Here is a 24,239-nt window from a genome sequence, read left to right as displayed (position 1 = left end):
CCAAAACCAACTGCTACTTTTGCGCAATGGAATTTACGGTAGGCCAGATTGCGGAAGTGCTCCAGGGCGTCGTCGAAGGCGACGCCACGCAGCGCATTGACCGGTTGGCAAAAATCGAAGAAGCACAGGCCGGGGCCCTCTCCTTCCTGTCGAACCTGAAGTACGAGCCCTACCTGTACACCACGGGCGCCTCGGCCGTCATCGTCAGTAAAACCCTGGCGCTGAAGCATCCCGCAACGGCCGCCCTTATCCGCGTCGACGACCCGTACACGAGCTTTACCACCCTGCTCGAATTCTACCAGCAGGCTACCCGCACCGGCCGGCGCGGCGTGGAAGAGCCCGCCTTTATCGGGGCCAACTCCACCATTGGTGAAAACCACTACCGCGGCGCCTTTTCCTACATCGGTCAGGACTGCCGCATCGGCAATGACGTGGTGATTTTCCCCCAGGCCTACATCGGCGACCGATGCGTGATTGGCGACGGCACCATTATCTACGCCGGGGCCAAGATTTACGCTGAAACTGTAATTGGCGCCCGCTGCACGGTGCACGCCGGCGCCGTCATCGGCTCCGACGGCTTTGGCTTCGCGCCCCAGCCCGACGGCTCCTACAAAACCATTCCGCAGATCGGCAACGTGGTGCTGGAAGACAACGTGAGCATCGGGGCCAACGCCACCATCGACTGCGCCACGATGGGCTCCACCATCATCCGTGAGGGCGCCAAAATCGACAACTTAGTGCAGATTGCCCACAACGTGGAAATCGGCCGCCACACGGTAGTAGCCGCCCAAACGGGCATTTCGGGCTCCACCAAAATTGGCGACTTCTGCGTGCTGGCCGGCCAGACCGGTATTGCCGGCCACCTCTCCCTGGCCAACCGCACCACCGTCACGGCGCAGTCGGGCGTGGGCAAGTCCATCAAGACCGAAGGCGTGCTGCTGCAGGGCTCCCCGGCCTTCAACCTGCGCGACAGTCTGCGCGCCAACGCCATTTTCCGCCACCTGCCCGAGTTGGAGCGCCGCCTCAGCGACCTGGAGCGTAACTCATCCGTGCCGGAAAAGTCCTAGCTTTGCGTCCTGAAAGGCTGCTGGTACGGAGCAGTTTGCTACCGCCCGCAGCCTTTTATTCTCTTCTACCCAAGTTCCTGAAGTCTCTTGCCCGTCAGCTAGCAGCTGATTGTCAGCCGCTACCAGCACCCCAATGAACGACAAGCAACATACCATCAAGGCGCCCGTGACCGTGAGCGGCATTGGCCTGCACACCGGCGTTTCGGCCAACATGACCTTCTGCCCCGCGCCGGTCAATCATGGCTACAAGTTTCAGCGCATCGACATGCCCGGCCAGCCCATCGTGGATGCCGATGTCGACAACGTGGTAGACCTTTCGCGCGGTACGACCATTGAGCAGAACGGTGCCCGCATCAACACGGTGGAGCACACGCTGGCGGCTTTGGTAGGCTTGCAGCTCGACAACGTGCTGATTCAGCTCGACGGCCCCGAGCCGCCCATCATGGACGGCTCCAGCTACGAGTTCATCAAGGCCATTGAGCAGGTAGGCCTGGAAGAACAGAACGCGCTGCGCAACTACTTCGAGATTCCCGAGGAAATCCGCTTCGTGGACAATGCCCGGGCCGTGGAAATTGCCGCCCTGCCCCTGAACGACTACCGCCTGACGGTGATGGTGGACTACAACTCGCCCGTGCTGGGCTCCCAGCACGCGTCGCTGACGGACATCTCGCAGTTTACCGCCGAAATTTCCTCTTCCCGCACCTTCTGCTTTCTGCACGAGCTGGAAGCCCTCTACAAGTCCAACCTGATTAAGGGCGGTGATTTGAGCAACGCTATTGTGGTCGTGGACCGCGTGGTGAGCGACGAGGAGTTGAGCGAGCTGGCAACCATGCTGGGCAAGCCCAAGGTGGCCGTTAAGAAGGAGGGCATTCTGAACAATGTGGACCTGCGCTACAAAAACGAGCCGGCCCGCCACAAGCTGCTCGACATGGTCGGCGACCTGGCCCTGGTCGGCCGGCCGCTGAAAGGCCAGATTCTGGCGGCCCGCCCCGGCCACGCGGCCAACGTGGCGTTTGCCAAGAAGATCAAAAAGAAGATGATGGAGGCCAACACCTCCGCCGTGCCCACCTACGACCCGGGCCGGGAGCCGGTGCTCGACACGAACCAGATCAGCCAGATTCTGCCCCACCGCTACCCATTCCTGCTCATCGACAAGGTCATTCACCTGGACGCCAACACGGTGGCCAGCATCAAGAACGTGACCATCAATGAGCCGTTTTTCCCCGGCCACTTCCCCGGCAACCCGGTGATGCCCGGTGTACTCCAGATTGAGGCCATGGCCCAGACCGGCGGCATTCTGGTGCTGAACACCGTACCCGACCCCGAAAATTACTGGACCTACTTCCTCGGCATCGAAAACTGCCGCTTCCGCAAGAAAGTCGTGCCCGGCGACACTATCATTTTCCGCTGTCAGCTGTTGTCTCCCATCAAGCGCGGTATTGCCAAGATGAAAGGCCAGGCCTTTGTGAACGGCAAAGTGGTAATGGAGGCCGAAATGAGTGCCGCCATTGTCCGCAAAGACGCCTAAATTCCAATTAGTAATTAGTAATTAAGAATGAATAATTCTCAGACGAAAAGCGCCCTGCGCTGCGTTGAGACGATTCTTACTTACTAATTCTTAATTACTAATTACATAACGAATGAACCAGCCGCTCGCCTACATTCACCCCGAAGCCAAAATCGCCCAAAACGTGGTAGTGGAGCCCTTCACTACCATCGATAAGGATGTGGAAATCGGGGAAGGCACCTGGATTGGGCCCAACGTGACCATCATGTCGGGGGCCCGCATTGGCAAGAACTGCAAGATTTTCCCCGGCGCCGTTATTGCCGCTATGCCCCAGGACCTCAAGTTTGCCGGCGAGAAAACCACGGTATCCATCGGCGACAACACCGTTATCCGGGAATGCGTGACGGTGAACCGCGGCACCGTGGACCGGCTGAAAACGGTGGTGGGCAGCAACTGCCTGCTGATGGCCTACGTGCACGTGGCCCACGACTGCATCATCGGCAACAACTGCGTGCTGGCCAACGGCGTGCAGCTGGCCGGCCACGTCGAAATCGGTGACCATGCCATTATCGGCGGCACTTCGGCGGTGCACCAGTTCGTGAAAGTAGGCCCCCACGCCATGATTTCGGGCGGCTCCTTGGTACGCAAAGACGTGCCGCCCTTCGTGAAAGCCGGCCGTGAGCCGCTCACCTACAGCGGCATCAACTCCATCGGCCTGCGCCGCCGGGGCTTCTCCGACCAGAAAATCAGCGAGATTCAGCAGCTATACCGCCTGCTCTTCCTCAGCGGCCTGAACAACAACGACGCCCTCGACAAGATTGAGCTGGAGCTGCTGCCCTCGCCCGAGCGGGATGAAGTAGTGAACTTCGTGCGCAACTCCGGCCGCGGCGTTATCAAGGGCTATTCGCGTAACGGCAACGGTGCAGATTGAGGCCACCGGGCTGGGAAAGCGCTTCTCCAGGGAGTGGATTTTCCGGGGCCTGAACCACGTTTTCCAGCCCGGCACGGCTACGGCGGTGCTGGGGCCCAACGGCTCGGGCAAAAGCACCCTGCTCAACACCCTTTCCGGCCAGATTCTGCCCACTGAAGGCACTCTGGCCTACTCTTTCCGGAGTCAGCCCGTGCCGGTGGAAGACGTGCCGCGCAGGCTGGCGTACTGCGCGCCGTACCTGGAGCTGATTGAGGAGCTGACCCTGACCGAGCTGCTGCACTTCCACACCCGGTTTAAGCCCCTGCGGCCCGGCATGACACCCCCGCGCCTGATTGAGCTGATGTACCTGGAGAAGTCCCGCCACAAGATGGTGCGCGACTTTTCTTCCGGCATGAAGCAGCGCCTGAAGCTGGCCCTGGCCCTCTACGCCGACTCTCCCTTGCTGCTGCTCGACGAGCCTACCACCAACCTTGACCGGACCGGCGTGGCCTGGTATCTGGAGCACGTAGCGGCCACCGTGGCGGGTCGCCTGGTGATTGTCAGCTCCAACGTGCCGGAAGAGTACAGCTTCTGCCAGCAGCAGCTCAACGTAACGGATTTCGGAGCCAAAGCGGCTCACTGACGCCGCGCTACGGCCGCCGCCGGGAGTTACAAGTTTATGGCTTCCGAGTCCGGGCTGAGCAGTTGGACAGTAAGCCGCCTAAAGTTGTAGCGCTCTGGCTGTATCGGCTCTGTTTCAGCCCAAACAGGGTTTACGGAGAGCTGGAGCGTAGGTGAGTTGCCTTGCAGGAAAGATGGCAAACCAGGGAATTTTCCCGTCAAATTTTGCCTTGCACTTCCAACCTCTGGCTGCCGGGGCCGTATCTTCGCAGCCGAACCCGCTTCGTTCCCCATCATTCACTTTTACCGCCCCTCACAAGGCTATGAAACAATACGACGACCTCGACGACGACTTCCTCGACGATGACGATGAGCTGGATACCTTCGCCAAGACTGGTGGCAGCAAAACCCGTGGCAACGACGAAGACCGCCTCAGCGCCAAGTACGCCGACTACCTGATGTGGCGCGACACCGGCTCCTCCCACGACGAGGCCCTGGACCTGGCCAACATGACGGAGGAAGAATACACCGCCGCCGAAGCCGCTGAAGACCCCGATGGCGGCGGCGGTTTTGACAGCCTCGATGACGACGATGACTTCGCCGACGACGATGAGGATTCTTTCGGCAGCAGCCGGAGCAGCCGCGGCTCGCGCTTCTCCGATGACGACGATTATTAAGCCCACAGGCCCAAATCCAAGCAAAAGCCCCGCTGGTAGCTACCAGCGGGGCTTTTGCTTGCAAATTCAGGCAGCTTACTTACCCCCGAATACGCGGCGCAGCAGCTCAGTGGTGCGGGCCACAGGATTTTCCCGGATGTTGGCCTCTTCCTGGGCGATGAGCGTGAACAAGCCGCCAATGGCTTTATCGGTAGCGTACTGGTTCAGGTCGGTCTGCACGGGCTTCACCAGCGGAATCATGTTGTAGCGGGTGGTCAGGTCGGTGTAGTAGCGCGTGGCGTTTACCTTATCCAACGACTGCTGAATGATGGGCTTGAAGGCCGCGCTCAGCTGCGTGGTAGTAGTGCGCTTGAGGTAGTTGGTGGCTGCGTCCTTCTGCCCGGTCAGGATGCCCCACACGTCGCTGAACGTGAGACTTTTGATGGCCGACAGAAAAATCGGTTTGGCGCTTTTGGCCGCATCTTCCGCCCCGCGGTTCAGCGACAACTCGAACTTATCGACCTGGGAGCCCAGGCCAATAGCCCGCAGCGACGTGGCCACGCGCTGGGCATCGGGCGGGAAGGGAATCCGGATCAGCTTGTTGAGGTAGAAGCCATCCTGCTTGGAAGCCTGGTCGGCACCCTTGGAAATACCCTGCGTCAGGGCTTCCTTCAGACCCATAGCGGCCTCGTTCTGACTGACGTTGCCTCTGGTCGTGGTGCCGGTCTTGGCGGCCGTACCGGCTTTATTGGTGAGAATCTGACCAATCTTAGACAGGTCGAAGCCTTGAGCGGAGGCCGTCAGGTTCAGGCCCGCAAAGGCCAACAGCAGGAGAAAAGATTGTTTCTTGTTCATGGTGCGCAGGAGCGAAAGGCCCGGCCAATCCGGCCGACGGTTGCTGTAAAACACAAACCAGACCAATTTTGTGCAACTCCGGCTTTTCCGCTGGCGCACAAAAAAGCCCATCCGGCCACAGCTGCCGGATGGGCTTCTTATAAGCACCTGGAGGAAGCTTATTTGCCGAAGACCCGCTTCAGGACATCCGAGCCCCGGGCGGCGGCATTCTGCCGGATCCGGCTTTCCTCGGCGGCCACCAGGGTAAAGATGCCGTCGGAGGTTTTCTGGGTGGCGTAGGCCGTCAGATCGGCATTTACCGGCGTTACCAGCGGAATCTTGTTGTAGCGGGCTACCATTTCGGCGTAGAGCTTGGTGGCGCCGGTTTGCTCCAACGACTGCTGCACGATGGGCTTCAGGGCCGTCACGAGCTGGGCTTCGGTGTTCTGGTGCAGGTAGAGCGTGGCCGCGTCGGGCTCCCGCGTCGTGACCAGGGCCATAGCATCGGCGAAGCTTAGGTTTTGCACCGCGCCCAGGAAAATGGGCCTGGCCTGAGCCGCGGCGGCTTCGGCACTGCGGTTGAGCACTACCTCAAACTTATCCACCAAGGTGCCCATGCGCAGGCCCCGCAAGGTGGTCGACACCAGCTCGGCTTCGGGCGGGAAAGGAATCCGGATATCGGCGTTGGCATTGAAGCCCTCGGCTGAGCCGGCAATATCCACGGCCCGGGTGATGCTCTGCGTCAGGGCTTCCTTCAGGCCGCTGGTAGCCTCGGGCAGCGTCAGGGGCACGGGCGCCGCCACAACGGCGGGCGTGGTCACCTTGGTGGAGGTCTTGGTCGTGGTGGTTTTGGCCGGCGCCTTGGCCGTCGTCTTCTTGGCCGTGGTGGTCTTTTTGGTAGTCGTGGTTTTAGCCTTGGGCTTGGTCTGGGCCTGCGCCCCTTGCGTAGCGGCCACGGTTACTGCCAGGGCGGCAGCGAAAATGCGAAAAGAGTGCATACAGAAGAAAAAAAGCGAAAAACCCGAGGCCCTTAGTGAGCGTCTTATGCGCGTTGGCCCCAAATTGCACCAAATTCCCTCTCCTTCCTAACTACCGGTCTATGCCCCACGTTCCAGACGCAGAAATCATCACCATTGGCGACGAGCTCCTCTACGGGCAGGTCATTGATACCAATTCCGCCTTCATGGGTCAGGAGCTGGGCAAGCTCGGCATTCGGGTGCGGCAGATTACCAGCGTTTCCGACCGGGCCGATGAGATTGTACAGGCCCTGGATGCGGCCCGAAACCGCGCCCAGGTAGTCCTGATTACCGGCGGCCTGGGCCCCACCAAAGACGACCTGACCAAGAACATCCTCACCGACTACTTCCACACCGAGCTGGTCTTGAACGAAGCATCCTTGCGCGATGTGGAGGCCATTTTTGCCCGCTTCAACCGGCCCATGATGGAAGTGAACCGGCAGCAGGCGTACCTGCCCGCCTCCTGCACGCCGGTGCGCAACGTGGTGGGCACCGCCCCGGGCATGTGGTTTGAAGACCAGGGCGTCGTATTCGTGTCGATGCCCGGCGTGCCCTTCGAAATGAAGCGCATGATGACCGACACGGTGCTGCCCCGCCTCAAGCGCCACTTCCAGACCCCACCCATCGAGCACATCGTGGTACAGACCGTGGGCCTGGGCGAGTCGTTTCTAGCTGAGAAAATAGCTACCTGGGAAGATGCTCTGCCGGCCAATATGAAGCTGGCCTACCTGCCGTATCTGGGCGGGGTGCGTCTGCGCCTGACCGGTTCGGCCGACGGGCAGCCCGACCTGCGCGGCCGCATGGAAGCGCGCCTGCCGGAGCTTCGGGTGCTGCTGGCCGAGTACATTTTTGCCGAAGGCGAGGTGCCTCTGGAAGCCGCCGTGGGCCAGTTGCTACAGGAACGGGGCCTGACCATTGGCACGGCGGAAAGCTGCACGGGCGGGTACGTAGCCCACAAGCTCACCAGCATTGCGGGTAGCTCGCGCTATTTTCTGGGCAGCGTCATTTCCTACCATAACAATATTAAAGTCAAAGAGTTAGGCGTATTTCCTGAAAGCCTGACTACACATGGTGCCGTGAGCGAGGAAGTGGTGCGCCAGATGGCCGAGGGAGCCCGTCAGCGCCTGGGCGTCGACGTAGCCATTGCCACCAGCGGCATAGCCGGGCCCGACGGCGGCACCGAGGAAAAACCGGTGGGCACCTTTTGGCTGGCCTACGCCGATGCTCACCAGACGGTGGCCCGCAAGGTCAGCTTCAACCGGGGCCGGCAGCTCAATATTGAGTACGCTACTACCAGCGTGCTGAACCTGCTGCGCCAGAGCTTGCCGGCTTTACCCAAGCAATAAGCAATGGCTCCGGCCCAGCCTGGGGTTGGCTGCTCTGCCCGTTGAATAGCGTCGTAAGCTCTGGCTGCAACCTGAATCGAGCCGTCGTCCTTTGCGGGACGGCGGCTTTCCTGCTTGTGGAATACCGGCGCTATTTCTCGGCCGGGTTTTGCCTGTGGCAAGTCATTTTCTGGCCATAAAACCGGGCGGCGCTTTTCCAGAATCATTGCCTGGCGCGAAAAGCGGGCGGCTTGCGGCTTTCTGCTACCTTTGCGGCACTAAACTCCCCACCCAACAATCCCAACCCCTAGAAACAAACGCATGGCACGAGTGGAAATGGTGATGCCCAAAATGGGCGAAAGCATTATGGAAGGCACCGTTCTGAAATGGCTCAAGCAAGTTGGCGACGCCATCGAGCAGGACGAATCAGTGCTGGAAGTGGCAACCGATAAGGTCGATACCGAAGTTCCCGCCATTTACGCCGGTGTGCTACAGGAAATTCTGGTTCAGGAAGGCCAGGTAGTTGCCGTCGGTGCTCCCATTGCCATTATCGAAACCGAGGCTGCTTCTGCCGGCGCTCCGGCACCCACCGCCGCCCCGGCTGCGCCACAGGCCGCACCCACGCCTTCGCTGAACGGCGCGGAAACCAACGTTCCGTACCTGCCCGAAACCCACGACCCGCAGGCCGATCAGCGCCTGGCCGTAGCGCAGCCCGGCCGTTTCTACTCGCCTCTGGTACTCAGCATTGCCCGCCAGGAAGGCATTTCGATGGCTGATCTGGAGTATCTGCCCGGCACCGGCAAGGAAGGACGCGTAACCAAGCAGGATATTCTGGCCTACGTGGAAGGCGGCAAAAAGCCGGCAACGACGGCCGTTTCGGCCGCCGCCCCGGCAGCAGCGCCCCAGCCTGCGGCCCAGCCGCAACCGGCTGCTCCGGCGGTTGCCGCTGCTCCGGCTTCCCAGCCCGCAGTGGCCAGCAAGCCCGCCCCGTCGGTGAGCGGCAACAACGAGCTGATCGAAATGGACCGCATGCGCAAGATGATTGCCCAGCGCATGGTCGATTCGAAGCGGATTTCGCCTCACGTCACGTCCTTCGTGGAAGCTGACGTAACGGAGCTGGTGAACTGGCGCAACAAGCACAAGGATGCCTACAAGAAGCGCGAAGGCGAGAACCTGACTTTCACGCCCATCTTTATCCAGGCCGTGGCCCGCGCCATTCAGGATTTCCCGATGATCAACGTGTCGATCGACGGTGACTACATCATCAAGAAGCGCGACATCAACATTGGCGTGGCCGTGGCCCTGCCCTCCGGCAACCTGATTGTGCCCGTGATTCACAATGCCGACCAGCTGAACCTGAACGGCCTGAGCAAGAAGGTGAACGACTTGGCCACCCGGGCCCGGGCCAACAAGCTGAAGCCCGAAGATCTGGAAGGCGGCACCTACACCCTGAGCAACGTAGGCTCGTTTGGCAACGTGATGGGCACGCCCATTATCATGCAGCCCCAGGTAGCCATCATGGCCGTGGGCGCCATCAAGAAGAAGCCGGCCGTTATCGAAACGCCCCAGGGCGACCTGATCGGCATCCGGCACTTCATGTTCCTGTCGCACAGCTACGACCACCGCGTGGTCGATGGCTCGCTGGGCGGTATGTTCGTGCGCAAAGTAGCCGACTACCTGGAACAGTTCGACCCCAACACGGCTATTTAACCGCGCCGGGCCTCCTTTGCTTTTACCAGAACAAGCCCGTCAAGTCGACGGGCTTTTCTTTTTGACAATCAGACGAGTATGAAAAACACCGTTTATCTCATTGCCCTGGTGGTATCCCTGGGCTGCATCTTGTTCCTGTACCAAAAGCTGACCGCTACGGAAGAAGCCCTGCACCAGGCCGAACAAAAATTCTCGGACTGCCAGCAGGTCACGTTTCAGCTGCAAAATCAGCTGAGCAGCCGCCGCGACATACCTGCTACGGCCCCGAAACTAAAAAAGTAGCAACGCAAAAAAGCCCGGTGATAACCACCGGGCTTTTTTTATATCATAATTTTCCCGACGCGCTTATTAGCGCTTATAGCAGAGGTAGATATAGTCACCGCCAGCCCTATCGTTCAGGTCGGTATTGTCGCGAATCCAGCCGCTGGGAGGCCAGATGTTGGAGCTGTTGCCGGCTACGATGCCGACTTGACGAATTGGAGCATAGCCGCCGTCGGTGCGCGACTTGTAAGGCCGGATGTAGTTGCCGCCCGCGCCATCGTTCAGGTCAACGCGGTAGTACTTAAGCGAATAGGGACCGGAGAACTGCGGAATAAACTGCCATACATCAAAGAAGCCGGAGGGCGGCGACGTGAACAGCGTAGAGTTGCGGTAGGAACGGGCCGTGATGTTGTTCAGGGGCAGCATGCGCAGATCATACGTGTAGGTGGAGCCAGAAGGGTGCACATAGCGCATATAGCCGGGATAGGTATCCTGCCCATACTCATTGAATTCGGCCCGGGTGCGGCTAAACGTGAGGTAGATGTACTTACCGCCAGAGCCCCGGTTCAGATCCAGGCCCAGCTTATGGTAGCCATCTTTGGCTGCGACCCCGGCCGAAGAGCTTTTGGCAATCTGCACGTCGTAGATATAGTCGGGAAAGGAGGCGTATTTGAGATAGAGCGGAGTCGGGGTGGTGAAGTTCGTCATGCCGATGCCGTCGGAGCTGACGAAGGTGTAGGTAGCGGTGCGGGCGGCATCGGCCGCGAAGGTGTTTTCAAACGAGCTCAGATAGGCATAGTTCAGCGACGTATAGCCGGCCTCGGGCTCTTCGGGCTCTATCTCTTTGAAATCCTTTTGGCTTGTCTCAGAGCGTTTGCGCTCAAAGCGGTCCGAGCTGTCGGCAGGAGTTTCGATTTGCACCGTCTTGCTCACATATTGGTCGGGTGAAAATGGAAAGTCATAGCGATGCTCATCGTTGAGTGTCTGATTAGCACTGTGGCGCGAGGCAAGGGGCTGGTCGGGTGACTGCAGGTTCTTTTCGCTACAGGCGCTCAGGCTCAGACCGGCCAGAAACAGATAAGCGGGAAGTGATTTTCTCATAAACTAAAGATGTGTGGAGTTAAAGTATGCTTGGCGGTTAGCATTCTGTAGTAGGTCTGGGCACCACGTCTGGGCCAGGAGTTATCCGCCGTACCGAAAGTAGCGGGGGGGTGCTGTTGCTAAAAGAATAATGCACCAACGCCCATATTCCCAGGATGAAAGCTGGCTTTAACCAGTACTATCTGCTGCCCTGCAGGTTCCACATGCTTGCTCTCCGGGCCTTAGCAGCTGCTCCTGGAAGGCCCATAAAAAAGCCGCCCCGTTACTGGAAGCGGCTTTTTTATGGGCCTGCTGAATTACAATTTGGCTTACAGTGCCGCTAAGCTTTGCTCCAGGGCCGCAATTTTGGACTCGGCATCGGCCTGCTTCTGCCGCTCCCGCTCCAGCACGTCGGGCTTGGCGTTCTGCACGAATTTCTCGTTGCTGAGCTTTTTGAGCACCGTGTCGCGGAAGCCGCGGGTATACTCCAGCTCCTTTTCCAGGCGCGCCTTCTCGGCCCCCAGGTCAATCTGGCCTTCCAGGGGCACGAAGAACTCACCGCCACCCGACACGAAGCCTACGGAGGCCGCCGGGGCGTCCTGCACTAGGCTTACCTCCGTCAGAGCGGCCAGCTTGCGGATGATACCGTCGTAGTCCTGCAGCAGCTGGGCGTCGTCGGTTTTGGCGGCCAGGGTGAGGGGCTTGTTGGGGCCCAGGCCTTTCTGGTTGCGGATATTGCGCACCCCGGCTACGATGTCGAGGGCCTTATCCATGCGGCCGAGCAGCTCGGCGCTGCCGGCTACGGGCGCCAGCTTGGGCCAGGCTGCCACGCACACGTACTCTTTCGGGCCCCGCTCCTTCAGCTCGTGCCAGATTTCCTCGGTAATGAAGGGCATGAACGGGTGCAGGAGCTTGAGCAGGGTCTCGAGGTAACCGATGGTGTGTTTCAGCGTTTCGGCATCAATGGGGGCCTGGTAGGCGGGCTTCACCATCTCCAGGTACACCGAGCAGAAGTCGTCCCACACCAGCTTGTACACCGTCATCAGCGCGTCGCTCATTCGGAACTTGGCGAAGTGCTCATCCAGCTCGGCCACGGTGGCTTGCAGCTTGGCCCCGAACCACTCCACAGCCTTGGCCGAAGCGAACGGCAGCTCGTTGTTTACTTCCCAGCCTTGGGTGAGGCGGAAGGCGTTCCAGAGCTTGTTGGTGAAGTTGCGGCCCTGCTCCACGAGCTTGATATCGAACAGCAGGTCGTTGCCGGCCGGCGAGGAAAACAGCATGCCGGTCCGCACGCCGTCGGCGCCGTAGGTGGCAATCAGGTCCAGCGGGTCGGGCGAGTTGCCGAGCTGCTTGCTCATCTTGCGGCCCTGGTCGTCGCGCACGATGCCGGTGAGGTACACGTTGCGGAAAGGCACTTCCTTGCGGTACTCCAGGCCGGCCATAATCATGCGGGCCACCCAGAAAAACAGGATTTCGGGGGCCGTTACCAGGTCGTCGGTGGGGTAGAAATAGTTGATATCGGCATTATCGGGGTCCTTAAACCCGTCGAACACCGAAATCGGCCACAACCACGACGAAAACCAGGTGTCCAGCACGTCCTCGTCCTGGCGCAGGTCGGTGAGCTGCAACTCAGCATTGCCGCTCTGCTCCCGGGCCTGAATTAGGGCCTGCTCCTCATTCATAGCCACCACGAACGAGCCGTCGGGCAGGTAGTAGGCCGGGATGCGCTGCCCCCACCAGAGCTGGCGCGAGATGCACCAGTCGCGCACGTTCTCCATCCAAGCCCGGTACATGTTCTTGAACTTGGGCGGGTGCAGCTTGATTTCGTCGTTTTCGACCACTTCCAGGGCCTTTTTGGCCATGTGGTCCATTTTGCAGAACCACTGCAGACTTAGCTTGGGCTCAATGACGGCGCCGGTCCGCTCCGAGGTTTGCAGCACGCTGTTGTAGTCCTCAATCCTGTCGAGCAAGCCGGCTTCGGCCAAGTCCTTGGCAATCTGCTTGCGCACGGCAAAGCGGTCCTGGCCTACGTACAGCTGCGCCTTTTCATTCAGCGTGCCGTCGTCGTTGAGAATGTCAATTACGGGCAGGTTGTGCTTCACGCCCAGCTCGTAGTCGTTCAAATCGTGGGCGGGCGTCACCTTCAGGCCGCCGGTACCGAAGTCCATGGCCACGTACTCGTCCAAGATAACCGGGATTTCGCGGCCCAGCAGCGGAATGCGCACTTTCTGGCCGTGCAGGTGGGTATACCGCTCGTCGTTGGGGTTCACGGCCACGGCCACGTCGGCCATAATCGTCTCGGGCCGTGAGGTGGCCACGGTGATAAACTGCCCGTCCTGCCCTACCACCGCATACCGTAGGTAGTACATCTTGGCCACGGTGTCCTTGGCAATAACTTCCTCGTCGGAAATGGCGGTGCGGCCCTGCGGGTCCCAGTTGACCATCCGGATGCCGCGGTAAATCTGGCCCTTCTGATAGAGGTCCACGAATACGCGCAGCACGGCCTCGGTCAGCTCGGGCTCCATCGTGAAGCGCGTCCGGTCCCAGTCGCAGCTGGCGCCCAGCTTCTTGAGCTGCTCGAGAATGATGCCGCCGTACTTTTCCTTCCAGTCCCAGGCGTGGGTCAGGAATTCCTCCCGGCTCAGGTCGCGCTTTGCAATACCTTTTTCCTGGAGCAGGGCTACTACCTTGGCTTCGGTGGCAATGGAGGCGTGGTCGGTGCCGGGCACCCAGCAGGCTTCCTTGCCCTGCATCCGGGCCCGGCGCACCAGCACGTCCTGAATCGTATTGTTGAGCATGTGGCCCATGTGCAGCACGCCCGTCACGTTGGGCGGCGGAATCACGACGGAGTAGGCGGGCTTGCGCGGGTTGGGTTTGGCTTTGAAAAAGCCCTGCTCCTGCCAGCGCTGGTACCATTTGGCTTCAACGTCGGCGGGGGTATAGGTTTTGGCGATGGACATCGTCAAGGGGAATAGCGGTTCGGAATAAGGGCAAAAGTAGGCAATTCGGCGCGGGGCGGGAAATTGCGCCGTCGGGCCCTAGTAGCCGACCCCGGTCAGCTCCTCATTAATATGATTTTAACATAGGATATAGCTAATTCAAGGTAACTTTGAAACAACAAAAAGCTCCGTGAATGGTTAAGCAGAATTTCTGTACCTTCTGAGAGTTTTTCTCTCCCTCAGTACTCGCCTGCATGGCTACACTCTTCTCTTTTCTAAAAAAAACGAAGCCGGAACACTTACCGGCTCCTTCTCCCTCTCGACCCACCTCAACAGAAAATAGTACCATTCGCTTCGGACTGGGCCAGCTGCTGGTAGAAGGCGGCGAGCCGCACCGCAACCTGGAGCGGGCCGCCCAGATGATTGCCGAGGCCGCCCGGCAGGGCTGCGACCTGGTGCTGCTGCCCGAAACCCTGGACTTTGCCTGGACCCATCCCAGCGCCCTGGAAGAAGCCCAGCCCATTCCGGGAGCCTTCAGCGAGCTGCTCTGCCAGGAAGCCCTGCGCCACAACATCATGGTGTGCGCCGGCCTGACGGAGCGCCTGAACGGCCGCAACTACAACGCCGCCCTGCTCATCAGCGCCCAGGGCGAGATTCTGACCAAGTACCACAAAATCAACCTACTGGCGGTAGAGCAACCCTTTTACGCCGTGGGCCAGACGCTGAACGTAGTGGACACGCCGCTGGGTAAAATCGGCGTCAACGTCTGCGCCGACAACTACCTCGACGGGCTGGCTATTGGCCACACCCTGGCCCGCATGGGCGCCGAGTTCATCCTAGCTCCCGCTTCCTGGACCGTGGACTTCTCCATTACGGAGGAAAACGACCCGTACCAGGAAAAATGGGTGCGCCCCTTCTCCATCCTGGCCCGGCTCTATAACGTGGCCGTGCTCAGCACAACGTCGGTCGGCTACATCGTGGGCGGCCCCTACGAGGGCAAGAAAAGCATCGGCTGCTCACTGGCCGTCGATGCCTCGGGCATTCGGGCGCAGGGTGCTTTCAATGAATTCGCGGGCCAGCTGACCGTGGCCGACATACCGCGCCCGGTGCGGCCCGAGCAGGGCACGGCCATCGGAGAAATGCTGCGCCGTAAAGGCTACCGCTTCGACGAGTTGCCGGTCTAACCTAAAACCACTTCGCCTTTGTCTACTTCCCTCCTGACCTCCACTCCTATTGCTCAAACTCTACCCTCTTCTACCACGCCTGGCTACCAACGCTGCACCCGTTGCATCATGGATACCACCGTGCCCGGCATCCGGTTTGGCACCCACGGCGAATGTAACTTCTGCGAGCTGCACGACGCCATGGACCGGGCCTTTCCGCTGGGCGAAGCCGGCCGGCAAAAAGTGCAGACCCTGGCCGCCGACATCCGGCGCACCGGCAAAGGCCGCAAGTACGACTGCGTGCTGGGCGTAAGCGGGGGCCGCGACAGTTCCTTCACCCTCTGGTATTGCGTCACGCAATTGCAGCTGCGGCCGTTGGCGGTGCATTTCAACGACGGTTTTGGCAACCCCGTGGCGGGTGAGAATATGCTTAAGGCCTGCCGCAAGCTGGGCGTGGAGATGCGCACCATCACCTCCGACTGGCGCGAGTCGAAAGACCTGAAAATCGCCTTTCTCAAAGCTTCCACCCCCGACATGGAGGAAGGCACCGACCTGGGCATAGCCACGGCCCTGTATGGCGTGGCGGCCAAAGAAGGCATTCAGCGCATCGTCATCGGGCAGTCGTTTCGCACGGAGGGCATCGCGCCGCTGTCGTGGAACTACCTGGATGGCAAGTACCTGAAGGCCGTGCACCAGCGTTTCGGCTCGGTGCCGCTGCGGCCCTGGTCGCCCACCGACCCGGGCTTCAACCTAGGGCTGAGGGAAATGTTCTACTACGCCTTCGTGCGCCGCATCAAGACCGTCACGCTGCTCTACCACGTCGACTACGTGCGCAGTGAGGTAGATGAGCTGCTGCAGCGGGAGCTGGACTGGCAGAACCCTGGCGCGCACTACTTCGACGATTTGTACCAGAGCGTGATTTACTACCTGAACCGCACCAAGTTCAACATCGACCGGCGCTTATTCAACTACTCGGCGCTTGTGCGCTCGGGGCAAATGAGCCGGGAAGTGGCCCTGCATCGTACCAGCCAGATCAACTCCATCGAGGATGCGCGGGTGATTGAGCTGTGCATCAAGCGCCTGGGCCTGACGCGGACCGAGTTCGACCAGATTGTAGCCGCCCCGCCCCGCACTTTCCACGACTACCCCAACAATTACCGCCTCATCCGGCGCCTGCGCTGGCCCATTCAGGTGCTGAGCCGCTTGAACCTGATTCCGGAATCGGCCTACGACAAATATTTCAACTGCGGCACCTAGCTTAATGTGCTGATGATGTGCGAATGTGCGAATGCCTAACGTGTTCTGGGCGCAGCCAAAGCAATCCGTCCTCTGCAATGTACTTGACCTTTTAAACTGAAAAGCCCTTTACTCCAGTAGGAATAAAGGGCTTTCCGGTAAAAGGCGACTTCGTACTGTGCAGAAGACCGGATGGCGTCGCGCTGCTCACCAGGACACGTTGAGCATTAGCGCATCAGCACCTTCAAAACACATTCGCACATTGACTACGCGCCGGCGTGGAGCCACTCTTTCTTGCTGATGAGCTTCTCCTGACTTTCGCGGTAGTCGGGGTCGTCCACGCAGCAGTCGACGGGGCACACAGCCGCACACTGGGGCTCTTCGTGGAAGCCCACGCACTCGGTGCACTTATCGGAGACGATGTAGTAGTACTCGTCGGAAACGGGCGTTTGGGGTGCGGAGCCGGCCACTACCGCGCCGCCGTCTACCTGCACTTCCTTCAGCGTCGTGCCATCGGCCCAACGCCACTGGGCGCCACCTTCGTAGATGGCCGTGTTCGGGCATTCTGGTTCGCAGGCACCACAGTTGATGCACTCGTCGGTTATCATGATGGCCATAGCCGTGTTCCTCGGGGTTGAGTGGATGCTAAAATACGTACGCCCTATACGCAGAAAATGCGGGGGCAGTAATTCGTCGGGGCACGCAAAAGTAGAAACTAACCCGTACTCTTGCGAGTTTTTTAGTCATTCCGCTCTTCGGCCCCGCCGGCCGTAGAACAACGCCGGGTACTATCCCGCTTTTTTCCTCCGCTTCCCTCCCATGAATCATTCCGAACGTCTGGCCGCTTTTGTCGCCCTGGGCCTGCGCCTGCAACACCTTTCCGCCGACGAGCTGGACGCCCTGGTGGGGCGGGCCCGCAATAGCAACAATTGGTTTGACGGGCCCAACGTACGGGCCGCCGTGGCGGGCGTGGCCCACCTGCTGGCCGAAGACACGCTGCGCACCTGGGCCGGCCGCTACCCCGCCGAGCCGCCCCACCCGCGCCGCGTGGGCGTGGTTATGGCCGGCAACATTCCCCTGGTTGGGTTTCACGACCTGTTGTGCGTGCTCCTCAGCGGCCATTATCTGCTGGCTAAGCCCAGCTCCGAAGACACAGTGCTGATGAACTGGGTGGCCCAGGAGCTGATCAGCATCGAGCCGCGCTTTGCCGAGCGGATTTCGTTTGTGGAGCGCCTCAACGAGGCCGATGCCTTTATTGCCACCGGCTCCAACAACACGGCCCGCTACTTCGAGTACTACTTCAGCAAAAAGCCCAACCTGATTCGGCGCAACCGCACCAGCCTGGCTATTCTTACGGGCCAGGAATCGGCCGGCACGCTGGCTGCCCTGGGCCGCGACATTTTCCAGTACTACGGGCTGGGCTGCCGCAACGTGAGCAAGCTCTACGTGCCCGAGGGCTACTCCTTCACGCCCCTGCTCGACGCGCTGCAGCCCTGGGAAACGGTACTGCACCACAACCGCTACCAGAACAACTACGACTACAACAAGAGCCTGCTGCTGGTCAACAGCGTGCCGCACTACGACAATGGCTTTCTGCTGCTGACCGAGGGTGGGGCGCTGGTGTCGCCGATTTCGGTGCTGCACTACGGCACCTACGGCAGCGAAGTCGACTTGGTCGACCAACTCACCGATGTGGCTGAGCAGATTCAGTGCATCGTTTCGGACGGGGCGCGCTACGCGGGCAGCTTCGCCTTCGGCCAGGCCCAGTCGCCCAAGGTCACGGACTATGCCGACGGCGTCGACACCATGGCCTTCCTGGCGGAAATCGGCTAATGGCAGTTCGGGACACCTTACCCACAACTCGTTGACAAGCAAAGCAATAAATTGCTTTTCCCAGGTTTTTTGCGCAACTTAATAAGGCACCTACCTTCGGCACGCCCTATATGCAAACCCTGGAACAAGCTCCCGAAACCATAGCCAAGGAAACCATTGCCTCGCTGCGGTTTCCGGGCCACGACGTTCTTGCCCTGCCAGCCCAGCAGCAGTGGCGGCGCTACGAAGCCGAGCGGGCGACCATGCTGGGCAACGGCTACCATAACAAGGTTGACATCTATTTCCAGACGGCGGATGGGGCCCTGAAGCGCGTGTACACCACCGTGTGGGCCTGCGACTCAGACTATCTGACGCTGAAATCGGGCACCTCCCTGCCCCTGCGCTCGGTCGTCGGCTTCGATTTCTACTAACCGCCGCCGCGTTGCTTCCAGCTGCCACCCGGCATTCTGACACAAACAAAAAGCCCCGACCGGTACCAGTCGGGGCTTTTTGTTGGGGCTCGGCACCGTTGTCAGCGGGCGGCAAATTCCCGGAAACTATACCCGGTCCAGCGTCTTCATAATCAGGTCGTTGACGGTGGCTTCGGCGTTGGTGGCAAACTCGCCGGTGGCGCGGTTGGCTACAATGGCGTTCAGCGACACTACCTCGTGGCCCAGCATGCGGCCCAGGGCGTAGTAGCCGGCAGTTTCCATCTCGAAGTTGGTCAGGCGGAACTCACCCTCGGCACTCTGGTAGCGGAAGTTCTGGAAGCGGCTGATCAGGTCGGGCTGGCGCAGGTCGAGGCGCAGCACGCGGCCCTGGGGGCCGTAGAAACCGGGGCAGGTGAGCGTGTTGCCCACCACCATGCCGGCGCCCAGCTGCTCGCGCAGCAAGTCATTGCCCCGCACGCAGTACGGGCGGTAGCTCAAATCGAGGCTCTGCTGAATGCCGGTGGCCACTTCCACTTCCAGGCCGGTTTCCACCAGGGGGTAAAACTGCATCAGCGAGTCGAGGCCCACAGCGTGCTCGGTCACGAGGTGGGAGCCAATGGGAATATCGGCCTGCAGGGCGCCGCTGGTTCCTACGCGCACGATGCGCAGGGCAATGCGCTCCTCCAGAGGCCGGGGCTCCCGGGTCACGAAGTCGATGTTGACCAGCGCGTCCAGCTCATTGATCAGGATGTCGATGTTGTCGGTGCCCATGCCGGTGGAAATTACCGTCAGGCGCTTGCCTTTGTAGTAGCCCACGTGGGTCACGAATTCCCGCTTGTGAATCTGGGTTTCGATGGAATCGAAGTGCTGGCTCACCAGCGGCACCCGCTCGGGGTCACCCACGGTGATGATGGTATCGGAAATATGGTCGGGCAGCAGGTTCAGGTGGTAGATGCTGCCGTCGCGGTTAACAATCAGCTCCGATTCGGGAATAGGCATGGGAAAGGTAGTTGGGTGAGAGAATGTAAGAGAAGGACGCTTACGGGCCCGGTGGAAGGCCAGCCGGTGAGCGGTAAACACACTAGGGTTTTAACGAAAGAAGCCGGAAACTAGCTACTCAGCTTCCGGCCTTTTCGTTTTCCCGGCCTGACGGTCAGTATGGGAAGAGCCTTACGCCCCGGGCGGCCGGTAGGAAAGCAGGCCCTGCTCGGGGTTGTAGTTGTTGCTCAGCTTCGGGTAGGTGCCGGTACCGTCGTAAGGGCGCTTGTCGGGGTGCGTCTGGCAAGTGGTGGAGCAGGCACCGTCGAGCTGCTCACCGCAGGTTTCGCACAGGGCCACGTGGGCGTTGCAGTGCGGATTGGCGCAGTTGATCATGCGGTCGGAGGCCGTGCCGCAGTGGTGGCACTGGGCAATGACCGTGGGATTCACGCGGTTCACCTCTACCGTCACGCGGTTGTCGAACACATAGCACTTGCCGTCGAAATCCTCCCCGCCGGCTTCAATGCCGTATTTGATGATGCCGCCGTGGAGCTGGTAGACGTTCTCAAAACCCTGCTCCAACAGGTAGGCACTGGCTTTTTCGCACTTTACGCCGCCGGTGCAGTAGGTCAGGATCTTCTTGTCCTTGAACTCCTTGAGCCGCTCGACCCGGTCGGGAAAGTCGCGAAAGTTCTCGATGTCGAGCGTTACGGCATTCTTGAAGCGGCCCACATTATACTCGTAGTCGGAGCGCACGTCCACCACAATCACGTCGTCGCGGTCCTTGAGTTCCTTGAACTCCTGGGGCGAGAGGTGCTGGCCGGTTTTTTCGTGGGGCCGCACGTGGTGCAGGCTGCTATGCACGATTTCGGGCTTCACGCGCACGTGCAGCTTCTGAAACGCATGTTCCGCAGCTTCATCTACCTTGAACTCCAGGGCCGCGAAGCGCGGATCGGCCTTCACGAGGCGCATGTATTCCTCGCAGTCGGCCGCGAGGCCCGACACGGTTCCGTTCAGGCCCTCGTGGGCCACGATGATACGGCCGAGCAGGTTCAGGCGCAGGCACAGGCGGTGATGCTCGTCGCGAAACGCCACCGGGTCTTCGATGGGCGAGTAGCAGTAGTAGAGTAAAACGCGGTAATCCATATTGTAGAACTGAGAACTGAGAACTGAGAGCCTAGACATGAATACAGAGAACTATTAGGCAGAAACTCTGAGTTCTAAATTCTGGGCGCTAAGTTCAAACCTTACACTTTGGCCGCCGGGTTGCCAAACACGGTCTGGTTGGCGGGCACGTCGGCCACGACCACCGAGCCGGCCCCGATGCGGGCCTTGGCCCCAATCTTGACGCCCGCCACAATGATGGCGCCCGAGCCGATAAAGGCCTGCTCTTCCACTTTCACGTTGGGGTTGATGATGGCCCCGGCTCCGATCTGCACGTAGTCGGCCAGCTCGGCTCCTACTTCCACCACGGCGTTGGCCCCAATCAGGCAGCCATTGCCCAGCTTGGCGTTGCTGGCTACCACGGCGCCGGCGCTTACCAGGTTGCCGTGGCCCAGCCAGGCGTGCTCGGCCACGCTGGCGCGGGCATGAATGGCATTAACAGGCACCACTTCGTACTCGTCGCGCAGCATGTTGGTCAGGCTGCGGCGGCTGGCCGTGTCTTCGGTGGCTACAAACACTTCGCACTTCTTGCCCAGCAGCTTGAGCAGCTCCTTGTCGTCGGTGTTGCCCATCACGGCCACGTTGTTCAGTTCCGAGTTCTGAAGCTTGGCATCGTCGTCGAGCAGACAGTAGACCACCACATCATTGCTGGTAAAGGCATCGAGGGCCGTGGTGCCGAGGCTTTGCGCCCCCAGAATAATGACAGGATTTTCCATGCAGACAAATGAAAGCCGGGTGGCCGTTGTGCTTTTAAACCAAACCGCAAAGATACAACGGCTCCGGGCCTGCAACAAGCCCACCAGAAAAGCCGTGCCCGAAAGCCCGTTTTATAAGCCCAGCCGCCGCAGCCAGCTGGCCGCCACCTCATTCTGCAGGGCCAGCAGCAACAGGTAGGGCAGCAACGCCGAGCGGTAGCGGTTCAGGGTGCCCAGGTTGGGCGTGCTCAGGCCCAGCAGCGCGGCCAGGGCCAGGCAGTAAAACCCCAGCGCCACGACCAGCGCAAACGGCAGGAGTCCGGGCTGCCGGCGCCCTAGGGCCAGGGCCGCCGTACCGAGCACCGCCAGCAGCAGCAGATTTTCGAGGCCCGCGCCTACGTACAGCGGCGCCGGATGCTCCCAGGGCATGGGCCGCACCAGGGCGCTGGCAATGGCCTTGGGCGCGTTACGCAGCACGCTTTCGAGGGTGGGTGCCAGGTTTTCGTACTCGATGTGGGGGCGGTTCTGCGTGCCAGCCTGCAGGTCGGAGTAGATACGAATCAGCTGGTTGGTGAATTTATTGAGGCGGAATACGGGGCTGATTTCACTGCCAACCCAGCCACCCAGGGTGAGCGTAGCGGCAAACAGCACCACCTGCACCCAGCGCTGCCGCCCCACCCCCAGCTGCTGCCCCACCCGCACTACAGCCAACCCGGCCAGGGCCGCAAACAGCGGGGCCGCGAAGAAAAACCGCATTTTAAACTGTAGAACAGCCAGCAGAACGGCTCCGGCTACCGTGGTAAAACGAGGAGTTTCGGCCCCGTAGAGCCAGCGCAGCGCCAGGGCCAGCAGCCAGGCCCCGCTGCCCACGAGCAGGCACTCCTTGGTCAGGCCGGCCGTCCAGTACACCACCGTGGGCCAGAGCAGAAAGGCCACCACCGGCGCCCCGGGCGGCGTCAGCGGAAACACGCGGACGACGGCAACGGCCAGTTCCCAGCCCCCCACAAAGCAGAACAGGGACAGATATAGCCCGTTCAGCAGCAGGCTGCCCAGCGAGGCCAGGTTCAGCACCGAGAGCAGCTTGATCAGGAAAAACGAGTTGGAATAGCCGTGAAATTCCAGGCTCTGCCCGCCATGCCAGAAATAGTCGCCGGCCAGGGTCAGCAGCCATTTGCCGGGCAAGTCCCAGAGTTGCCCCGTCAGCTGCAGGCCCCAGCGCTGGTAGTAGGCGGCATCCTCGGAGAGCAGGTAGCTGGCCACACCACAGGCCACCAGCTTCAGCCCCAGCAAGGGTAGCAGCCAGCGCCCAAATGAAGCCGTGCGGTATTGCTGCCCCCCCCAGCGCACAAGCCAGGCCAGCAGGAGGCTGTTCAGCACAAAGGCCACCAGTATTCTCACCCGACCACCACGTTTTGCTGCAGAATCCGGGTCCCGATAGAGCAGCGCAGACACTGGCGCGACTGGCAATACGCCCGGCTCAAGGCCAGCAGCCCCTGCGAGTCGGCAGCCGACTGGTGGGTGAAGCCGACGGCTTCGTAGAGTTCCGTTAGATGGTTGTGTTCGGCGGGCAGGTGTTCGAGCAGGGCCACGGCAGATTCGATGAGTTCGGGCTGCCCCACGTAGCGGGCGTAGGCCACCCGCAGGGGCACCGCCACGTTGGCAACAAGCAAATGTAGGCTACTGCGGCCAAGCGCGGGCACTTTGCCCGGCCGCCCCGGCTGATAATGCCCGCGCCAGTACGTCGGCACCGGCGCGCTGAAGAAATGCTCCAGGGTCCGGACGTCGGGGGCAGTGAGCAGTGGGCTGAACAATACCGGCCGGGCGTGCAGCACGGCCACCAGCTGGGCCAGCCGCACCGTGGGGAAGTTGGCGGGCCGCAGGCGCAGAAAATTCCACTCGTGCGCGGGCAGCGCCGCAGCGGCCAGTTGGTACTTGTGGCGCAGAAACTCGTACTCGCGCCGCAGCTCCTGAACGTACTCATCAGCGGCCGTAGCCTCGGTTTCGGCCAGGAACCCCGCCTGCCCGAATACCAACGCCTCCAGCTGCCGCGCCTCGTGGCGGTGGCGCCGCACCACGCTCAGCGGCAGCGCCTTGGCCAGCCGCGCCAGGGGCTCGGTGTTTTTCTTGAAGCCAAAGCCAGCGGCCAGGGTGTGGTAGGCCGTGGCTTCCCAGTCGGCACCGAGCTGCTCGTGCAGCGCAGCCACGGCATCGGCTTTCTGCTCGACGCGTTCCAGCAGGGCCCGTTCCACCATCATGGTGCGCGTTATCATGGGCACCTGGGGCAGCAGCACGGCACACGGCAGCAGCGTCGCGCTTTCCTGCTCCACGAGGTTGACGTAGGCATGCACTAGGGCCAGATCGATGCGGGGCGCTAGGGCCAGGGCAGGAATAAGGGAGCCGTTGGTGCGCTCAATGTTCTTATCAGCGGTATACACGACGTGCAGAATCACCTGGTCATATTTTTTATCGGTCTGGTGCTGGTGACGCAGCCAGTCGGAGGCCCGCAAATGGATTTCCACGGGCCCGTTCCACTCCACCTCCCCGATCTGGAGGCGGGCATCGAGAAAGTCGGGGCCGGCATCGGAGTTGCGGTGCCCAGGCCGCAGCACGGTTATGGTCTCCCCTTCCTCAGTTTGTAAATCTGTTTTGTCGAAATACTGATGCTGCCAGATGTAGTGGAGAAAATCTTCTTTCATGCAAACGGGTCAGATAGGATAGAATAATTAACTCAGTCGGGAAAATACTTATTCTTCGTCGTTTCCGTAAGAGCCCGCCCGAAATTGTCTAAAACGCAAACCGGCCCGCCCCTGCGCGAGGCAGAAGCGGGCCGGACA

General features: G+C 60.6%; 22 protein-coding genes. 12 read left to right on the top strand and 10 right to left on the bottom strand.

What is annotated here, in order from left to right; all coding sequences use genetic code 11:
* Positions 1-26 precede the first annotated feature (26 nt).
* The 5 genes from lpxD to LGH70_RS04265 all read left to right on the top strand — a co-directional run bounded on the left by lpxD (position 27) and on the right by LGH70_RS04265 (position 4,782).
* On the top strand, positions 27-1,067 hold the full coding sequence (gene lpxD, locus LGH70_RS04285; protein WP_226183054.1) for a UDP-3-O-(3-hydroxymyristoyl)glucosamine N-acyltransferase: 1,041 nt from the start codon (positions 27-29) through the stop codon (positions 1,065-1,067).
* 133 nt (positions 1,068-1,200) lie between these two features.
* On the top strand, positions 1,201-2,595 hold the full coding sequence (locus LGH70_RS04280; RefSeq protein WP_226183052.1) for a bifunctional UDP-3-O-[3-hydroxymyristoyl] N-acetylglucosamine deacetylase/3-hydroxyacyl-ACP dehydratase: 1,395 nt from the start codon (positions 1,201-1,203) through the stop codon (positions 2,593-2,595).
* A 112-nt stretch (positions 2,596-2,707) separates the two neighbouring features.
* On the top strand, positions 2,708-3,505 hold the full coding sequence (gene lpxA, locus LGH70_RS04275; protein WP_226183050.1) for an acyl-ACP--UDP-N-acetylglucosamine O-acyltransferase: 798 nt from the start codon (positions 2,708-2,710) through the stop codon (positions 3,503-3,505).
* The gene (locus LGH70_RS04270) at positions 3,495-4,127 is read left to right on the top strand and encodes an ABC transporter ATP-binding protein (protein WP_226183048.1); all 633 of its coding nucleotides are present in this window, start codon (positions 3,495-3,497) and stop codon (positions 4,125-4,127) included. Before lpxA ends, LGH70_RS04270 begins: the two co-directional genes overlap by 11 nt.
* Positions 4,128-4,428: 301 nt before the next feature.
* Positions 4,429-4,782 (top strand): hypothetical protein, encoded by a 354-nt coding sequence (locus LGH70_RS04265; protein ID WP_226183046.1) that lies wholly within the window; start codon positions 4,429-4,431, stop codon positions 4,780-4,782.
* A 75-nt stretch (positions 4,783-4,857) separates the two neighbouring features.
* Here LGH70_RS04265 and LGH70_RS04260 read toward each other — a convergent pair whose 3' ends face one another.
* Both LGH70_RS04260 and LGH70_RS04255 read right to left on the bottom strand, forming a co-directional pair.
* Positions 4,858-5,616 carry a DUF4197 domain-containing protein gene (locus LGH70_RS04260; protein ID WP_226183044.1) on the bottom strand — a complete coding sequence of 253 codons (759 nt, stop codon included), beginning with the start codon at positions 5,614-5,616 and terminating at the stop codon, positions 4,858-4,860.
* 158 nt (positions 5,617-5,774) lie between these two features.
* Entirely contained in the window at positions 5,775-6,593 is an 819-nt protein-coding gene (locus LGH70_RS04255; RefSeq protein WP_226183042.1) for a DUF4197 domain-containing protein, read from the bottom strand.
* A gap of 101 nt (positions 6,594-6,694) precedes the next feature.
* On the opposite strand from LGH70_RS04255, the gene LGH70_RS04250 reads away from it, so the two are divergent.
* The 3 genes from LGH70_RS04250 (at position 6,695) to LGH70_RS04240 (ending at position 9,928) form a co-directional block, all read left to right on the top strand.
* The gene (locus tag LGH70_RS04250; protein ID WP_226183040.1) at positions 6,695-7,957 is read left to right on the top strand and encodes a competence/damage-inducible protein A; all 1,263 of its coding nucleotides are present in this window, start codon (positions 6,695-6,697) and stop codon (positions 7,955-7,957) included.
* A 300-nt stretch (positions 7,958-8,257) separates the two neighbouring features.
* Positions 8,258-9,646, top strand: coding sequence for a dihydrolipoamide acetyltransferase family protein (locus LGH70_RS04245; protein ID WP_226183038.1), 1,389 nt, complete (start codon positions 8,258-8,260; stop codon positions 9,644-9,646).
* Positions 9,647-9,724: 78 nt separating this feature from the next.
* A complete protein-coding gene (locus LGH70_RS04240; protein WP_226183036.1) occupies positions 9,725-9,928 on the top strand; it encodes a hypothetical protein in 204 nt (67 codons plus the stop codon).
* A gap of 66 nt (positions 9,929-9,994) precedes the next feature.
* Here LGH70_RS04240 and LGH70_RS04235 read toward each other — a convergent pair whose 3' ends face one another.
* A complete protein-coding gene (locus LGH70_RS04235; protein WP_226183035.1) occupies positions 9,995-11,008 on the bottom strand; it encodes a hypothetical protein in 1,014 nt (337 codons plus the stop codon).
* Between the two features lie 308 nt (positions 11,009-11,316).
* Positions 11,317-13,947: a valine--tRNA ligase gene (locus LGH70_RS04230; RefSeq protein WP_226183033.1), complete on the bottom strand. Its 2,631-nt coding sequence runs from the start codon at positions 13,945-13,947 to the stop codon at positions 11,317-11,319.
* A gap of 233 nt (positions 13,948-14,180) precedes the next feature.
* Here LGH70_RS04230 and LGH70_RS04225 point away from each other — a divergent pair, with 233 nt between their 5' ends.
* The gene (locus LGH70_RS04225; protein ID WP_226183031.1) at positions 14,181-15,110 is read left to right on the top strand and encodes a carbon-nitrogen hydrolase family protein; all 930 of its coding nucleotides are present in this window, start codon (positions 14,181-14,183) and stop codon (positions 15,108-15,110) included.
* An 18-nt stretch (positions 15,111-15,128) separates the two neighbouring features.
* Positions 15,129-16,346 carry an adenine nucleotide alpha hydrolase family protein gene (locus tag LGH70_RS04220; protein WP_226183029.1) on the top strand — a complete coding sequence of 406 codons (1,218 nt, stop codon included), beginning with the start codon at positions 15,129-15,131 and terminating at the stop codon, positions 16,344-16,346.
* A gap of 245 nt (positions 16,347-16,591) precedes the next feature.
* Here the strand turns inward: LGH70_RS04220 and LGH70_RS04215 are convergent, their stop codons facing one another.
* Positions 16,592-16,942 (bottom strand): 4Fe-4S binding protein, encoded by a 351-nt coding sequence (locus LGH70_RS04215; RefSeq protein WP_226183027.1) that lies wholly within the window; start codon positions 16,940-16,942, stop codon positions 16,592-16,594.
* 202 nt (positions 16,943-17,144) lie between these two features.
* Here LGH70_RS04215 and LGH70_RS04210 point away from each other — a divergent pair, with 202 nt between their 5' ends.
* Positions 17,145-18,158, top strand: coding sequence for an acyl-CoA reductase (locus LGH70_RS04210; RefSeq protein ID WP_226183025.1), 1,014 nt, complete (start codon positions 17,145-17,147; stop codon positions 18,156-18,158).
* 110 nt (positions 18,159-18,268) lie between these two features.
* Complete coding sequence (locus tag LGH70_RS04205) at positions 18,269-18,568, top strand: hypothetical protein (protein ID WP_226183023.1); 300 nt, start codon at positions 18,269-18,271, stop codon at positions 18,566-18,568.
* Between the two features lie 126 nt (positions 18,569-18,694).
* On the opposite strand, the gene LGH70_RS04200 is transcribed toward LGH70_RS04205, so the two are convergent.
* From LGH70_RS04200 to LGH70_RS04180, 5 genes are all read right to left on the bottom strand, one after another.
* Positions 18,695-19,567, bottom strand: a complete 873-nt coding sequence (locus LGH70_RS04200) for a nucleoside phosphorylase (RefSeq protein ID WP_226183021.1) — start codon at positions 19,565-19,567, stop codon at positions 18,695-18,697.
* A gap of 171 nt (positions 19,568-19,738) precedes the next feature.
* Positions 19,739-20,692, bottom strand: a complete 954-nt coding sequence (trhO, locus tag LGH70_RS04195; protein ID WP_226183019.1) for an oxygen-dependent tRNA uridine(34) hydroxylase TrhO — start codon at positions 20,690-20,692, stop codon at positions 19,739-19,741.
* 101 nt (positions 20,693-20,793) lie between these two features.
* Positions 20,794-21,426, bottom strand: coding sequence for a NeuD/PglB/VioB family sugar acetyltransferase (locus tag LGH70_RS04190; protein WP_226183017.1), 633 nt, complete (start codon positions 21,424-21,426; stop codon positions 20,794-20,796).
* Positions 21,427-21,537: 111 nt separating this feature from the next.
* Positions 21,538-22,782 carry a hypothetical protein gene (locus tag LGH70_RS04185; protein ID WP_226183015.1) on the bottom strand — a complete coding sequence of 415 codons (1,245 nt, stop codon included), beginning with the start codon at positions 22,780-22,782 and terminating at the stop codon, positions 21,538-21,540.
* Positions 22,783-22,799: 17 nt separating this feature from the next.
* On the bottom strand, positions 22,800-24,101 hold the full coding sequence (locus LGH70_RS04180; protein WP_226183013.1) for a DUF2851 family protein: 1,302 nt from the start codon (positions 24,099-24,101) through the stop codon (positions 22,800-22,802).
* Positions 24,102-24,239 lie beyond the last annotated feature (138 nt).

The sequence above is a fragment of the Hymenobacter nitidus genome, from assembly GCF_020447315.1.
Classification (GTDB): domain Bacteria; phylum Bacteroidota; class Bacteroidia; order Cytophagales; family Hymenobacteraceae; genus Hymenobacter; species Hymenobacter nitidus.
Note: the sequence above shows the minus strand (reverse complement) of the source record. Positions and strands in the feature narration are given on the sequence as shown.